Raw genomic sequence first — 13,717 nt, 5'->3', positions numbered from 1 at the left:
GGGCCACCATCGTCCTACCCCCTCACCTCGACGAAGAGAAGGACACCCCCATGGCGAAGACGCCTCAGACGCCGTCCGACCGGCTGATCCCCGCGGTCACCCCTCCGAAGACCCGGCGGCGCATCGACCGGAACCACTGGCTCTACATCGCCGTCATCATCGCCGTGGTCGCCGGCGTCGTGGTCGGACTCGTCGCTCCCGCCTTCGCGGCGACGCTCGAGCCCGTCGGCAAGGCCTTCGTCGGACTGATCAAGATGATGATCGCGCCGATCATCTTCTGCACCATCGTCATCGGCATCGGCTCCATCGCGAAGGCCGCCACGGTCGGCAAGGTCGGCGGACTCGCGCTGGGCTACTTCATCGTCATGTCGACCTTCGCCCTGGCGATCGGCCTCGTCGTCGGCAACATCCTGCACCCGGGCGAGGGCCTCGACATCTCGAGCGCCACCTACGACACCAGCGACCTCAAGGCCGAGAGCACCAGCGACTTCGTCCTCGGGATCATCCCCGTCTCGCTGTTCTCCTCGCTCGTGGACGGCAGCATCCTGCAGACCCTCTTCGTCGCGCTGCTCGTCGGCTTCGCGCTGCAGAAGATGGGCGCCAAGGGCCAGCCGATCCTCGGAGCGATCAAGCAGCTCCAGGTCCTGGTCTTCCGCATCCTCTCGATGGTGCTCTGGGTCGCGCCGATCGGCGCGTTCGGCGCCATCGCCGCGGTCGTCGGCAAGACCGGCTGGGGAGCGGTCGTCGCTCTCGCCACCCTGATGATCGGCTTCTACATCACCTGCGCGATCTTCGTGGTCGTCGTCCTCGGCCTGCTGCTGCGCCTGGTGACCGGCGTCAGCATCTTCTCGCTGATGAAGTACCTGGCCCGCGAGTACCTGCTCATCGTCGGCACCTCCTCCTCGGAGGCGGCGCTGCCCCGCCTGATCGCGAAGATGGAGCACCTCGGCGTCTCCAAGCCCGTCGTCGGCATCACCGTGCCCACCGGCTACTCCTTCAACCTCGACGGCACGGCGATCTACCTCACGATGGCGTCGCTGTTCATCGCCTCGGCCACCGGAGCGCCGATGTCGATCCCGGAGCAGATCGGCCTCCTCCTCTTCATGATGATCGCCTCGAAGGGCGCCGCGGGCGTCACCGGAGCGGGCCTGGCCACGCTGGCCGGCGGCCTCCAGTCCTTCCGTCCCGACCTGGTCAACGGCGTCGGCGTGATCGTCGGCATCGACCGCTTCATGTCCGAGGCCCGCGCGGTCACCAACTTCACCGGCAACGCGGTCGCCACCCTTCTCGTGGGCACCTGGACCAAGCAGATCGACATGGTGCAGGTCCGCGAGGTCCTCGGCGGGCGCTCGCCCTTCGACGAGACCACGCTCGGAGCGGACGAGCACGAGGCCCCCGCGTCGGGCACCTCGATCACCGAGGGGATCGCCTCGATCCAGGACTCCGATGAGGCGTCGCGGATGCGCGCGGAGATCGCGGCCAAGCGCTAGCCGATCCGATCGCGAAGGCCCCTCCTCCCGGAACCGGTCCGGGAGGAGGGGCCTCCGTCGTGCGCGGGTCAGTGCCTCCGCACCCCGAGCAGAGGCAGGGTCACCGAGCAGAGCGGCCCGATCAGCACCGCGAAGAGGAGGGTGCCGAGGCCGGCGTCGCCGCCGAGGGCCCAGCCGATGAGCAGCACCGTGAGCTCGACGCCCGAGCGCGCCACCCAGATCGGCAGGCCCGTGCGGGTGTGCAGGCCCAGCATCAGTCCGTCGCGGGGCCCCGGACCGAGGTGGGCGCCGATGTAGATCCCGCTCGCGACCGCCAGCAGCACGAGACCGCCTGCGAAGAGCAGGCCGCGGGCCCACCACTCCTCCGGCGTCGCCAGCACGCGCAGCCCGACATCGATCATCGTGCCGACCACGAGCACGTTCAGCACGGTGCCGAGACCGGGCCGCTGTCGGAGGGGGATCCACAGCAGCAGGACGAGCAGGCCGATCACGTTCGTGAGCAGTCCGATCCCGAGCCCGGTCTGGTGCGCGACCCCCTGGGCGAAGACGGTCCACGGGTCCACGCCGATCGCCGCGCGGATCATCATCGCGTCGGCGAATCCGTAGAGGATCAGGCCCACCAGCAGGCGCGGCACGGGTCGGAGGCGCCACTGGCCCGCTGGGGGAGCGGCGGCGGCAACGGGAGCGGTGAGGGTCATGGACTCATCACAGCGCGCCATTGGCCTTCTTCGCGCGGTCCAATCCGGCTACCTTGGACGCATGGCTGATGTCCACTTCGGCGCGCGCGCCCTGCAGACCCTCCTCGGCGACTGGCGCGAGCAGCGCGGCACCCGGCCCGCCTACCTCGCGCTGGCCGATCGGATCCGCCTCCTCGGGATCGACGGCCGCATCCCCGCGGGCAGCCGCCTGCCCGCCGAGCGCGAGCTCTCGGCCCGCCTCGGCGTCAGCCGCACGACCGTGGCCGCCGCGTACCGCGAGCTGCGCGACAGCGGCTACCTCGTCAGCGTGCGCGGCTCCGGCAGCGTCACCCGCCTGCCGGGAGCGGCCGTGCACGCGGTGCCCTCGCTCGCGCCGGACTTCCTCGACTTCACCAAGGCGGCCCTGCCCGCCGTCCCCGAGCTGGCCGAGGCGTACACCCGCGCGGCGCAGGCGGCCCCCGAGCACTTCGACTCCGGCTCCTACGACACCGTCGGCCTGCCGGTGCTGCGCCGCGCGATCGCCGAGCGCTACACCGCGCGGGGTCTGCGCACCGAGCCCGGCCAGATCATGGTGACCATCGGCGCGCAGCACGCGATCGCGCTCGTCGCCCGCACCATGCTCGCGCGGGGCGACCGGGCGCTGATCGAGGCCCCGACCTACCCGCACGCCTACGAGGCCCTCCGGCTGGCCGGCGCGCGGCTCGTGCCGGTGAACGTCGACGGGGCGGACGGCTGGGACGGAGAGGGCCTGATCGCCGCGCTGCGCGGCACGAGCCCGAGCCTGGCCTACCTGATGCCCGACTTCCACAACCCGACCGGCCGCTCCATGGCCCCCGAGCTGCGGGAGCGGGCGATCGCCGCCGCGGCCCGGCAGGGGACCCTGATCATCGCCGACGAGACGACGGCCGAGCTCGACATCGACCGGCGGATGTCGCCGCTGCCGTTCGCCGCCTACGGGCCCGAGGGGACGGTGCTCTCGATCGGCTCCGTCGGCAAGACGCTGTGGGGCGGCATCCGGATCGGCTGGATCCGCGCCGAGCGGGCGGTGATCCGCAAGCTGGCGCTGGCGCGCTCGGCGAGCGACCTCGGCACGCCGATCCTGGAGCAGCTCCTGGTCGCGGACATGCTCGGCCGGATGGACGGCGTGCTGGAGCTGCGGCGCTCGCAGCTGCGCGCGGGCCGCGACCACCTCGAGGCGGCCCTGGCGCGCGCGATCCCGGAGTGGAGCGTGCCGCGGGTCTCAGGCGGTCTCTCCACCTGGGTGGGCCTGGGCCGGCCCGCGAGCTCGCAGCTGGCGCTCGCCGCCCGGACGGCGGGCCTGCTGATCACCGCGGGCCCGCGCTTCGGGATCGACGGCGCCTTCGAGCGCTTCCTCCGCATCCCGATCGGCTACTCGCCCGAGGCGACCGATCGGGCCGTGGAGGCGCTCGCGACGGCCTGGGCGCAGGTCGCCCGGCACCCGGCGGCCGACCCGGGGTACCTCGCCGACGTGGTCTGAGGTGGAGTGCCCGCCGGGCGTGTGAGATCGTTCTCTCATGAGCGACGGGTACGGCTACCTGCTGGTCCACTTCGTGGAGGACCGGACCGGCCACAGCGAGAAGATCTTCCTCTCGCTCAGCCGGGGCGACGATCCGCTGCGCTGGCGCGCGCTCGGGCCGGTGCTGGAGTGGACCGGCGGCACGGGCGGCGTCCGCGACCCCCACATCGTCCGCGGGCCGCGGGGCTTCCACCTCGTCGCCACCGATCTCCGCGTCTGGCGGCCCGAGGGCCCGGACTGGGACCTCTACCGGCACCGGGGGAGCCGCGACCTCGTGGTCTGGGACTCCCCGGACCTCCTCGAGTGGTCCGAGCCGCGCGCGGTCGCCGTCGCTCCCGAGGGCGCGGGCATGGCCTGGGCGCCGGAGTCGGTCTACGACCCGGTCTCGGGCGACTTCCTCGTGCACTGGTCCTCCGGCCTGGCCGAGGACGGCGACCCCGCCACCGGCGAGACGGGCGACAGCCGCATCCTGCTCTCCCGCACGCGCGACTTCCGCACGTTCACCGAGCCCGAGACCTACCTGCGGCTTCCCGGCGGAGTGATCGACATGACGCTGCTGATCGAGGGCACGGCCGTCCACCGCTTCGCCAAGCAGCACGACGACGCCCCCGACACGATGCAGGTGTTCCAGCAGGTCGGCTCCTCCCTCCTCGCGGACGACTTCGCCACCGTCGCCCGGGGCATCGGGCAGGAGCTCGGCCCGAGCATCGAGGGGCCGCTGGTCTTCCGGCACCACCGCGAGGAGCGCTGGTCGCTCTGGGTCGACCAGTACGCCCTCCGCCCCTACGGCTACCGCGCCTACACGAGCACCGACCCGGCCTCGGGCCGCTGGGAGCTCGCGGAGGAGTTCGACCTGCCCGGGGACACCAAGCACGGAGCGGTCCTCCCGCTCACCCGATCCGAGTACACGGCGCTCGACGAGCGCCACCCCGCCTGAGAGGCCCCGCATGACCGACTTCAGCCCCCGTCTCGCCGACGCCCTCGTCACCGTCCTCGGTGCCGACGGCGCTCCGCTCGCCCACGCCGACGTGACGGTCGAGCAGCGCCGCCACGCCTTCGGCTTCGGCTGCACCCCTCCGAGCACCGACCCCGCGCGCGCCGAGGAGCGCCGGCTCTGGCTCGACCTGTTCGACACGGCGACGCTCCCCGTCTACTGGGGCCGCTTCGAGCCGGAGCGCGGCCGCACCGCGACGGAGGAGGTGCTCGCCGAGGCGCGCGCGCTCGCCGCGGACGGCGTCCGGCTCAAGGGGCACCCGCTGGTCTGGCACTACGTGAAGCCGGAGTGGCTCGACGCCCTGCCGCTGGACGAGGCCGAGCAGCTCCTCCGCGCGCGCATCCGCCGGGAGGTGGGCGACTTCGCCGGCCTGATCGACACCTGGGACGCGATCAACGAGGTCGTCATCATGCCGCGCTTCGCGAACGAGCCGGACGGCGTGACGAACGCCGTCACCCGCCTCGCCCGCGAGAAGGGACGCGTCGGCATGGTCGAGCTGGCCTTCTCGGAGGCGCGCAGCCTCGGCACCGGACCGGTGCTCGTGCTGAACGACTTCGACCTCGGGCCCGAGTACGAGCGGCTGATCGAGGACGTGCTCGAGGCCGGGATCCGGCCCGATGCGATCGGCCTGCAGTCGCACATGCACCAGGGGTTCCGCGGGGAGGAGCAGATCACGGCGATCTGCGACAGGTTCGCGCGCTTCGGTCTGCCGCTGCACTGGACCGAGACCACCCTCGTCTCGGGCGAGCTGATGCCCGCCGAGATCGAGGACCTCAACGACCATGTGGTCGAGCACTGGCCGACCACTCCGGAGGGGGAGGCGCGGCAGGCGGACGAGATGGTGCGGCACTACGAGACGCTGGTCGCGCATCCGGCGGTCGAGGCGATCACCTACTGGGGCTTCGACGACGCCGGAGCCTGGCTCGGAGCGCCGGGCGGGTTCCTCCGCCGCGACGGGAGCCCGAAGCCGGCCTACGAGGCGCTGCGCTCGCGGATCCGCGGGGACTGGTGGCTCGAGCCGACGGCGCTCCGGACGGACGCCGAGGGGCGCGTCGGCGTCCGGGCCTTCGCCGGGGACTTCGCGCTCTCGAGCGCCGGGGCGGGCGGTGCGGTGAGCCTCCCCGTCGGGTCGTCGACAGCGGAGGTCCGGCTGGGCTGAGGGCGTCCGGGGCCGGCCGGTGGCGCCGGTCGCCCCGTCGCGCGCCCCGGAACGCCGCGTCCCTCCCAACACTCAGTCGGCTGATGGAAGACTCGGAGGGTGCATCTCCTCGCGGTCCTCAGCATGAAGAACCGGGCGCTCATCGCGCTCGTCACCGTCGTCATCGCCGTCTTCGGCGGAGTCGCCCTGACCGGGCTCAAGCAGGAGCTCGCGCCGTCGATCTCCTTCCCGCAGCTCGCCGTCGTCACGTCCTATCCGGGCGCCGCTCCGGAGGTGGTCAACGACGACGTCTCGACGCCGATCGAGACCGCCATCCAGGGGGTGCCGGGGCTCGAGACGACCAGCGCGACGTCCTCCACGGACTCCTCCCTCATCTCGGCGTCCTTCACCTACGGCACCGACCTCGCCACCGCCGAGCAGAAGATCCTTCAGGCGATCAACCGGATCAAGAGCACGCTCCCGGACGGCGTCGACCCGCAGGTGGTCACCGGCTCCCTCGACGACCTGCCGGTGCTGCAGCTCGCCGTGTCGAGCGACGGCGACGCGGACGCGCTGGCCGAGCGCCTGCGCACCACGGTCATCCCGGACCTGGAGAAGGTCGAGGGCGTGCGCGAGGCGGCGCTCGTCGGCGAGACCGCCCAGCGCGTCACGATCACCCCGGACGACGCGGCGCTCGCCGCGGCCGGCCTCTCGACCGGCGACATCCGCTCGGCCCTGCAGCAGAACGGCGTGCTCGTCGCGGGCGGACAGATCACCGAGGACGGCTCGACCTTCTCGGTGCAGTCCGGCGTCAAGCTCGACTCGACCGACGCGATCGCGGCGCTGCCGCTGCTGCCGTCCGCAGGTGCCTCCGCGGGTGCGGGCGGCGCCGGTGCGTCAGCGGGCGCGGGTGCCTCCGCGGGCTCCGGCGCTTCGGTCGGCGGCTCCGACGTCGGAGCGGCGGCGGGAGGCGCGGCCGTGACCGCAGAGCCGACGGTCACCACCCTCGGCTCCGTCGCGACCGTCGCCGTCACCGACGCCCCCGTCACCTCGATCTCGCGCGTCAACGGCCAGCCCGCCCTGACCCTCTCGATCACCAAGCTCCCCGCGGCGAACACCGTCGACGTGTCGACCGGCGTGGCCGCGCTGCTCCCGGACCTCGAGGAGTCGATCGGCGACAACGCCGCCTTCACCCCGGTCTTCGACCAGGCGCCCTACATCCAGGAGTCGATCGCGTCGCTCGCGCAGGAGGGGGCGCTCGGCCTCGTCTTCGCCGTGCTGGTGATCCTGCTGTTCCTGCTGTCGGTGCGCTCGACCCTGGTCACGGCCATCTCGATCCCGACGTCGGTGCTGATCACGTTCATCGGCCTGCAGACGGCCGGCTACACCCTCAACATCCTGACCCTCGGCGCGCTCACCATCGCGATCGGGCGTGTGGTCGACGACTCCATCGTCGTGATCGAGAACATCAAGCGGCACCTCGACGCGGGCGAGGACCGGGCCCGGACCATCGCGGTCGCCGTCCGCGAGGTCGCCGGCGCGATCACCGCCTCCACGATCACCACGGTCGCGGTGTTCCTGCCGATCTCGTTCGTCGGCGGCACCACGGGCGAGCTGTTCCGGCCCTTCGCGCTGACCGTGTCGATCGCCCTGCTCGCCTCACTCGTGGTGGCGCTGACGATCGTGCCGGTGCTGGCCTACTGGTTCCTCCGCCCCTCGAAGCGGCCGGCGGTGCGCCAGGCCGCGCAGGCGGCGCTCGCGGAGGAGCGCGCGGCGGCCGGAGGGGCACCCGCCTCGGGCGTCCCGGCCGACACCGCTGCGCCGGTCGAGGAGGCCCCGCACCACGGCGCCCACGCCGCTCCCCGGCGGGCGCGCGGGCTGCAGTCGGTCTACGGCCCGATCATCCACTGGACGCTGAAGCACTCGGTCGTCACCGTGCTCCTGGCGCTGCTCGTGCTCGTCGGGACCGGTGCGCTGTACCCGCTGATGAAGACGAACTTCCTCGGCTCCAGCGGGCAGGACACCTTCACCGTCACCCAGACGGTCCCCGTCGGCCAGAGCCTCGACGCGCAGGACGCGACGGCGCAGCAGGCGAGCACGGCGATCCTCGGCGTCGGCGGCGTCGAGACCGTCCAGCTCACCGTCGGCTCCTCCGGCGGCCTGCAGAGCGCGTTCGGCGGGGGAGGAGGCGGCGGCACCTCGATCCGCTACTCCGTCACCACCGACGAGTCGGCCGACCAGGAGGCCGTGCAGGCGGACGTCCGCGACGCGCTGTCGGGCGTCGCCTCGGCCGAGGACATCAGCGTCGCCGCCTCCTCCGGCTTCGGCGCCTCCTCGGACATCGAGGTCGACCTCTCGACCGCCTCGCAGAGCGACCTCCAGAGCGCGAGCGACCAGCTCCTCGAGGCCCTGCGCGGGACCGACGGGATCAGCCAGGCCGAGAGCAACCTCTCCTCCTCGCTGCCCTACATCGCGGTGCGGGTCGACCGCGACGCCGCGGCCCGGGCGGGTCTCAGCGAGGTCGCCGTGGGCACGATCGTCAGCCAGGCGCTCCAGCCCAGCCAGGTCGGCAGCGTCGTGATCGACGACCGCACCCTCTCGATCTACCTGGCCGACGGGCAGCCGCCGGCCACCGTGGACGAGCTGCGGAACCTCGAGGTGCCGACCCTGACCGGCACCGTCGCGCTCTCCACCCTCGCGGCGGTCGAGCAGACGGACGGCCCGGCGAGCATCACCACCGAGCGTGGCCAGCGCACCGCGACCATCACCGTCACCCCGGAGGGCGACGACCTCGCCTCGGCCAACGTCGCCGTGCAGAACGCGATCGACGCCACGGCGCTTCCGGCCGGTGTCGACGCCTCCCTCGGCGGAGTGACCGCCGACCAGGCCGACGCGTTCTCGCAGCTGGGCATCGCGCTGCTGGTCGCGATCCTGATCGTCTACGTCGTGATGGTGGCGACGTTCCGCTCGCTCCTGCAGCCGCTGCTCCTGCTCGTGTCCGTGCCGTTCGCGGCGACCGGCGCGATCCTCCTGCAGGTGATCACCGGCGTGCCGCTGGGCGTGCCGTCCCTGATCGGCGTGCTGATGCTGATCGGGATCGTCGTCACGAACGCGATCGTGCTCGTGGACCTGGTGAACCAGTACCGCGACCGCGGGATGCCGGTGCGGGAGGCGCTGCTGCACGGCACCGAGCGGCGGCTCCGGCCCATCCTGATGACCGCCCTCGCGACGATCTTCGCGCTGCTGCCGATGGCGCTGGGGATCACGGGCCACGGCGGCTTCATCTCGCAGCCGCTGGCGATCGTCGTGATCGGCGGCCTGGTGTCCTCGACGGTGCTGACCCTCGTGGTCCTGCCCGTCGTCTACAACCTGGTCGAGGGGTATCGTGAGCGGCGGCGTGCCGCCCGCGCCGGGAAGGCGTCGGCATGACGGACATCAGGGATGCGGCCGAGACGGTCGGCTCGCGCTGGCGCAGCGGCCCGGAGCGCGCCACCGCGGTCCTCGACGAGATCGGTCCGGAGCGCTTCGTCGCCCGCGACTTCCGCCCGGGCACGATCCGGCACCTCGTCCTGATCCGCTTCCGCCCGACGGCGCTGGTCGCCGAGGCGGACGAGGTCACCCGCCGCTTCCTCGCCCTGGCCGACGAGTGCGTCCGCGACGGACGGCCCTACATCGAGTCGATCGAGACCGGGCCGCAGCTGAGCATCGAGGGTGCGGGCGAGGGCTTCGACCGCGCGTTCCTGCTGACCTTCTCCTCCGAGGGCGACCTGCACTACTACCTGGGCCGGCCGGCCGTCGAGGACCCCGCGCACTGGGATCCGGCGCACGACGCGTTCAAGGAGTTCGTCGGGCCGTTCGTCGACACGGCCGGCATCGTCGCGTTCGACTTCCGACCCGAAGAGCACTGATGGCGACTCCCGACTTCGTGCTGCGACTGCGCGAGCGGATCGGGACCGAGCTGCTCTGGCTCACCGGCGTGACCGCGGTGATCCTCCGGGAGGAGCCGGCGCTCGAGGTCCTGCTCGTCCGGCGCGCCGACACCGGCGCCTGGACGGCCGTCACCGGGATCATCGACCCGGGCGAGACCGTCGCCGGGACCGCCCGCCGCGAGGCGCAGGAGGAGGCGGGCGTCGAGATCGAGGTCGAGCGCCTCGTGCAGGTGCACACCCTCCCGCCGATGCAGTACCCCAACGGGGACCGCTCGCAGTACCTCGACCACGTGGTGCGCTGCCGCTGGATCTCGGGGGAGGCCCACGTCGCGGACGACGAGTCGACCGAGGTCGGCTGGTTCGCGCCCGACGCGCTGCCGCCGATGTCGGACGAGCACCGCGCCCGGATCCAGCGGGCGCTGTCGGACGAGCCGGGCTGCTCGATCGACTGACGGCGGGGGTGCGCGCCGGACGAGGGCGGGGCCGCCTCCCGGGAGCGGCACTCGGATCGGAGCGGGCGTCCTGCCGTGTCGGCCTCCGACCGAACGGGCCCTCGGGCCGGGCTCCTCGGACCAGGCTCGCCTCGGAGCGGGCGCTGCTCAGACCTTACGCGCGAAGCAGAGCACCGCGTCGTCGCCGACGTGGGCTCCGAAGCCGTCGATCGCCGTGAAGCCGAGCGCCCCGGCCGCTGGGGCGAGCTCCGGAGCGGCGGCCAGGCGCAGCGTGCGGATCCGCTGCACCCGCGCCCACGACTCCGCCGCCGCGACGAGCCGTCGGGCGACTCCCGTGCGCCGGTGGACGGAGTCGACCACGAGCTCCAGCACCTCGGCGAAGTCGTCCGGGCCGGGAGCGAGCACCAGCACGCCGGCCGCCGCCCCGTCGATCCGGGCGATCAGGACGCGGGCGTGCGGGGGTGGGACCGCGGCGAGGAGGCCCTCCGCTGCGGCTGCGTCCTCGAGGCGGACGACGACTCCGCTCACGAGCCCAGGTGGGCGCGGAGGAACTCGACGACCCGAGCACGCAGAGCGTCGTCGAGGAGCGCGATCGAGTGCAGCGAGCCGGGGAGGACGAGGAGGTCGACGCTCGAGCCCGCTCCGCGCAGCGCCTCCGCGAAGCGGGTCGACTGGCTGAGCGCGACCCGCTCGTGCGCCGCGTGCGCGATGAGGAACGGCGGCTCGGAGCCGTCCACCTGCGCGAGGGGCGAGGCGGCGGTCGCGGAGGGGCAGGAGGCCAGGTCCGCGCAGTCGAGGTAGCTGCGCACGGCGGCCGCGACTCCGACCACCGGGTCGTCGTCGGCGAGGCCGGCGGCGCTGAGATCGGAGGGGCCGCTCAGGTCGACCACGGCGGCCAGGCGCGACGAGGTCGCCGGCAGCGTGCCGAGCAGAGAGGCGAGGTTGCCGCCGGCCGAGCCGCCGAAGGCCGCCACCCGCTCCGGATCGATGCCGAAGCGCGCGGTCTGCTCCGGCTCGAGCAGCCAGTCGAGGGCGGCCGTCACATCGTCGAGCTGCGCGGGGAACACGGCGGCGGGCGCGAGGCGGTAGTCGACCGAGACGGCGACGAACCCCTCCGATCCGAGCCACTGGCAGATCGGGCGCCAGTTCGCGTCGGCCTTGCCTCCACGGGCCCAGCTGCCGCCGTGCACGACGAGGACGGCGGGCCGCGGCTCCGCCGACGGGGCAGGGGAGGAGCAGACGTCGACGCTCTGCCCGGTGCTCGCGTCGTAGACGACGTCGGCCGTCACGCTCACGCCGGACCAGTCGGGTGCGGGTGCCGCTCCGAGCGCCTGCGCCACCGGCTCCGAGACGGGAGTGGTGCTCGCGCAGCCCGAGAGGAGGAGTGCGAGGGCGGCCAGGACCGCGGCGACGCGTCGCGGGGATCGGGTGGGCTCGCGCATGAGTGCGATCAGCGTACGGGGTGCCCGGCGCCCCGGATGCGGCACCCCCGCGATCAGGGGGTGCCGGGCTCGCGCTGCAGCCGGACCAGGACGACCCCCGCGAGGATCAGCGCGCCGCCGCCGAACTGGATCGGCGCGGGCAGCTCGCCGAGGATCAGCCACGCGGCCGCGATCGAGAACAGCACCTCCGTCAGGCCGACGAAGGAGGCGATCCGCGTGCCGAGACGGCGTCCGCCCTCGATCCCGAGCAGATACGCCAGCACCGTCGACATGCCGAGGATCACGCCCGCGGGGAGGAGCCAGCTGACCTCCGCTCCGACGAACACCACCTCTCCGAAGGTCGCGCGCAGCGGTGTGACGCGGAGCGCCCCGAGTGCCAGCAGGATCGCGGCGCCGACCGTCATCGCCCCCGCCGTGAGCGCGATCGGCGGCAGCTCCGGATCCACCCGGCCGGCGATGACGTAGTAGACGCACAGGCCGAGCGAGGCGGTCAGCGCCCAGGCGATGCCGACCAGCTCGGGGGTCGACTCGCCGGACAGGTCGAGCACGAGCACCAGGCCGCCGAGCGCGAGCGCGGAGCCGGCGAGGGTGAAGCGGCCGGGGTGCCGGCGCGTGCGCGCCCAGGCGAGGAGGACGAGGAACACCGGCGCGAGGTACTCGATCAGCAGGGCGACGCCGACCGACATGTGCTCGATCGCGCTGTAGAAGCAGAGCTGCGCGGCGATCACGGCGAAGACTCCGTAGAGGGCGATCGTGCCGAGGTTGCGGCGGAGCACGGGCCAGCGGCCGCGGAGGGACAGGATCGCCGGGATCGCGAGGATCAGGGCCGCGCCGCCCGCCCGCCAGAGGACCGCGGACGCCGGCGTCCAGCCCGCCTCGAGGAGCGGCTTCACGAACGGCCCGCCCAGACCGAACGCCGCCGACGCGGCCAGCGCCGCGACGAGGCCGGAGCCGAGGCGCCGTGCAGGCGCGGGCGCGCTCGCGGCGGGGAGGGTGACGGCGGCGGTGCTCTCGGCGGTCATGGCCGGCTCCTTCAGGAGTCAAAAGGATTACACTCGTGACAGCGAGCTGATCGCACACTACTGAGCCGCACTGTCAGGAGTCAACATGGTGTTCGCCTATGACGTCGAGGCGTCGCTGACCTCCACCGCCACCCTCGTCAACACGCTCCCCGAGCTGTCGCCGTCCGGCGAGGACGAGATGGCGACGATCGAGCAGCTGGACGACTTCCTCCTCGAGAACCGCTACACGGGCAGCCGCGACGGATCGGCCGAGGAGCTGGAGGCCGTGCGGGCGATCCGCTCCTCCCTCCGCACCCTCTGGCTCACGCGGGCCGAGGAGGACCTCGTCCCCGTCGTCAACGGGATGCTCGACTCCGGCCGCGCGCTCCCGCAGCTGGTCCGGCACGGACCCTACGGCTGGCACCTCCACGCGACGCGCGACGAGAGCCCGCTCGCCACCCGCATCCTGGTCGAGGCCGCCATGGCGTTCGTCGACGTGATCCGCGGCGACGAGCGCGAGCGGATCCGCGTCTGCGCGGCGGAGGACTGCGAGGCGGTGCTCGTGGACTTCTCCCGCAACCGCTCGAAGCGCTACTGCGACACGGGCAACTGCGGCAATCGCGCGAACGTGGCCGCGTACCGGGCTCGGCGGGCGTCGCAGTAGCGGACGGGCGGTCGTTGCGCGCGGGCTCGCGCGTCGATCGTGCTGCGGCTCGGGGCCAGGGGGCTGTATGCGGGGCGACTCCGCGGGGGACCGGGTGCGGAGGTGCGCGACTCCCGGGCTTCGCGGCTCCTAGGCTTCGCGGCTCGCGACCTGAGCGGCTCCTGGCCGCACGTCTCCCCGCCCTAGCCAGGCTCCGGGGCCGCGTGTAGACTCGCTCGGTCGGCTCTTGACACCGTGCGTTCTCGTGCGGATGGGTTTGTTAGTCAAGTGGGCCGAGTCTCCGACAGTCGTCGTGAGACGAATCACATGTGTGAATCGGCCCCGGTCAATGACTCGCCCGGGTTCTCCCCCTGCTGCCCCGCAGCAGTCCAG

The 13,717-nt window shown here is 73.0% G+C and carries 12 protein-coding genes; 8 read left to right on the top strand and 4 right to left on the bottom strand.

Annotation, left to right across the window (positions count from 1 at the left end; genetic code table 11):
* The first annotated feature begins 50 nt into the window (after positions 1 to 50).
* Entirely contained in the window at positions 51 to 1,490 is a 1,440-nt protein-coding gene (locus C5C53_RS06775) for a cation:dicarboxylate symporter family transporter (RefSeq protein ID WP_104223811.1), read from the top strand.
* Positions 1,491 to 1,558: 68 nt separating this feature from the next.
* Here C5C53_RS06775 and C5C53_RS06770 read toward each other — a convergent pair whose 3' ends face one another.
* Positions 1,559 to 2,188, bottom strand: coding sequence for a YitT family protein (locus C5C53_RS06770; protein WP_374953113.1), 630 nt, complete (start codon positions 2,186 to 2,188; stop codon positions 1,559 to 1,561).
* 61 nt (positions 2,189 to 2,249) lie between these two features.
* Here C5C53_RS06770 and C5C53_RS06765 point away from each other — a divergent pair, with 61 nt between their 5' ends.
* The 6 genes from C5C53_RS06765 (at position 2,250) to C5C53_RS06740 (ending at position 10,238) form a co-directional block, all read left to right on the top strand.
* A complete protein-coding gene (locus tag C5C53_RS06765) occupies positions 2,250 to 3,686 on the top strand; it encodes a PLP-dependent aminotransferase family protein (RefSeq protein ID WP_104267154.1) in 1,437 nt (478 codons plus the stop codon).
* A 37-nt stretch (positions 3,687 to 3,723) separates the two neighbouring features.
* Positions 3,724 to 4,662 carry a glycoside hydrolase family 43 protein gene (locus C5C53_RS06760; protein ID WP_104267153.1) on the top strand — a complete coding sequence of 313 codons (939 nt, stop codon included), beginning with the start codon at positions 3,724 to 3,726 and terminating at the stop codon, positions 4,660 to 4,662.
* Between the two features lie 10 nt (positions 4,663 to 4,672).
* Positions 4,673 to 5,878 (top strand): endo-1,4-beta-xylanase, encoded by a 1,206-nt coding sequence (locus C5C53_RS06755; RefSeq protein WP_104267152.1) that lies wholly within the window; start codon positions 4,673 to 4,675, stop codon positions 5,876 to 5,878.
* 99 nt (positions 5,879 to 5,977) lie between these two features.
* A complete protein-coding gene (locus tag C5C53_RS06750; RefSeq protein ID WP_104267151.1) occupies positions 5,978 to 9,286 on the top strand; it encodes an efflux RND transporter permease subunit in 3,309 nt (1,102 codons plus the stop codon).
* Complete coding sequence (locus C5C53_RS06745; protein ID WP_104267150.1) at positions 9,283 to 9,765, top strand: Dabb family protein; 483 nt, start codon at positions 9,283 to 9,285, stop codon at positions 9,763 to 9,765. The genes C5C53_RS06750 and C5C53_RS06745 overlap by 4 nt, the downstream gene beginning before the upstream one ends.
* Complete coding sequence (locus C5C53_RS06740) at positions 9,765 to 10,238, top strand: NUDIX domain-containing protein (protein ID WP_104246894.1); 474 nt, start codon at positions 9,765 to 9,767, stop codon at positions 10,236 to 10,238. The genes C5C53_RS06745 and C5C53_RS06740 overlap by 1 nt, the downstream gene beginning before the upstream one ends.
* Positions 10,239 to 10,385: 147 nt before the next feature.
* On the opposite strand, the gene C5C53_RS06735 is transcribed toward C5C53_RS06740, so the two are convergent.
* From C5C53_RS06735 to C5C53_RS06725, 3 genes are read right to left on the bottom strand one after another with little or no spacing between them, the layout of a single operon-like run.
* A complete protein-coding gene (locus C5C53_RS06735; RefSeq protein ID WP_104267149.1) occupies positions 10,386 to 10,766 on the bottom strand; it encodes a GNAT family N-acetyltransferase in 381 nt (126 codons plus the stop codon).
* The gene (locus tag C5C53_RS06730) at positions 10,763 to 11,680 is read right to left on the bottom strand and encodes an alpha/beta hydrolase (protein ID WP_104267148.1); all 918 of its coding nucleotides are present in this window, start codon (positions 11,678 to 11,680) and stop codon (positions 10,763 to 10,765) included. The genes C5C53_RS06735 and C5C53_RS06730 overlap by 4 nt, the downstream gene beginning before the upstream one ends.
* A gap of 53 nt (positions 11,681 to 11,733) precedes the next feature.
* The gene (locus C5C53_RS06725; protein ID WP_104267147.1) at positions 11,734 to 12,702 is read right to left on the bottom strand and encodes a DMT family transporter; all 969 of its coding nucleotides are present in this window, start codon (positions 12,700 to 12,702) and stop codon (positions 11,734 to 11,736) included.
* Between the two features lie 85 nt (positions 12,703 to 12,787).
* Between C5C53_RS06725 and C5C53_RS06720 the strand changes: the two genes are divergently transcribed.
* Complete coding sequence (locus C5C53_RS06720) at positions 12,788 to 13,345, top strand: CGNR zinc finger domain-containing protein (RefSeq protein WP_104226176.1); 558 nt, start codon at positions 12,788 to 12,790, stop codon at positions 13,343 to 13,345.
* Positions 13,346 to 13,717: the final 372 nt, after the last annotated feature.

The sequence above is a fragment of the Rathayibacter sp. AY1E3 genome, from assembly GCF_002932235.1.
Lineage (GTDB): Bacteria > Actinomycetota > Actinomycetes > Actinomycetales > Microbacteriaceae > Rathayibacter.
The sequence above is the reverse complement of the archived record's forward strand: the minus strand, read 5'-3'. Positions and strand labels throughout refer to the sequence as shown.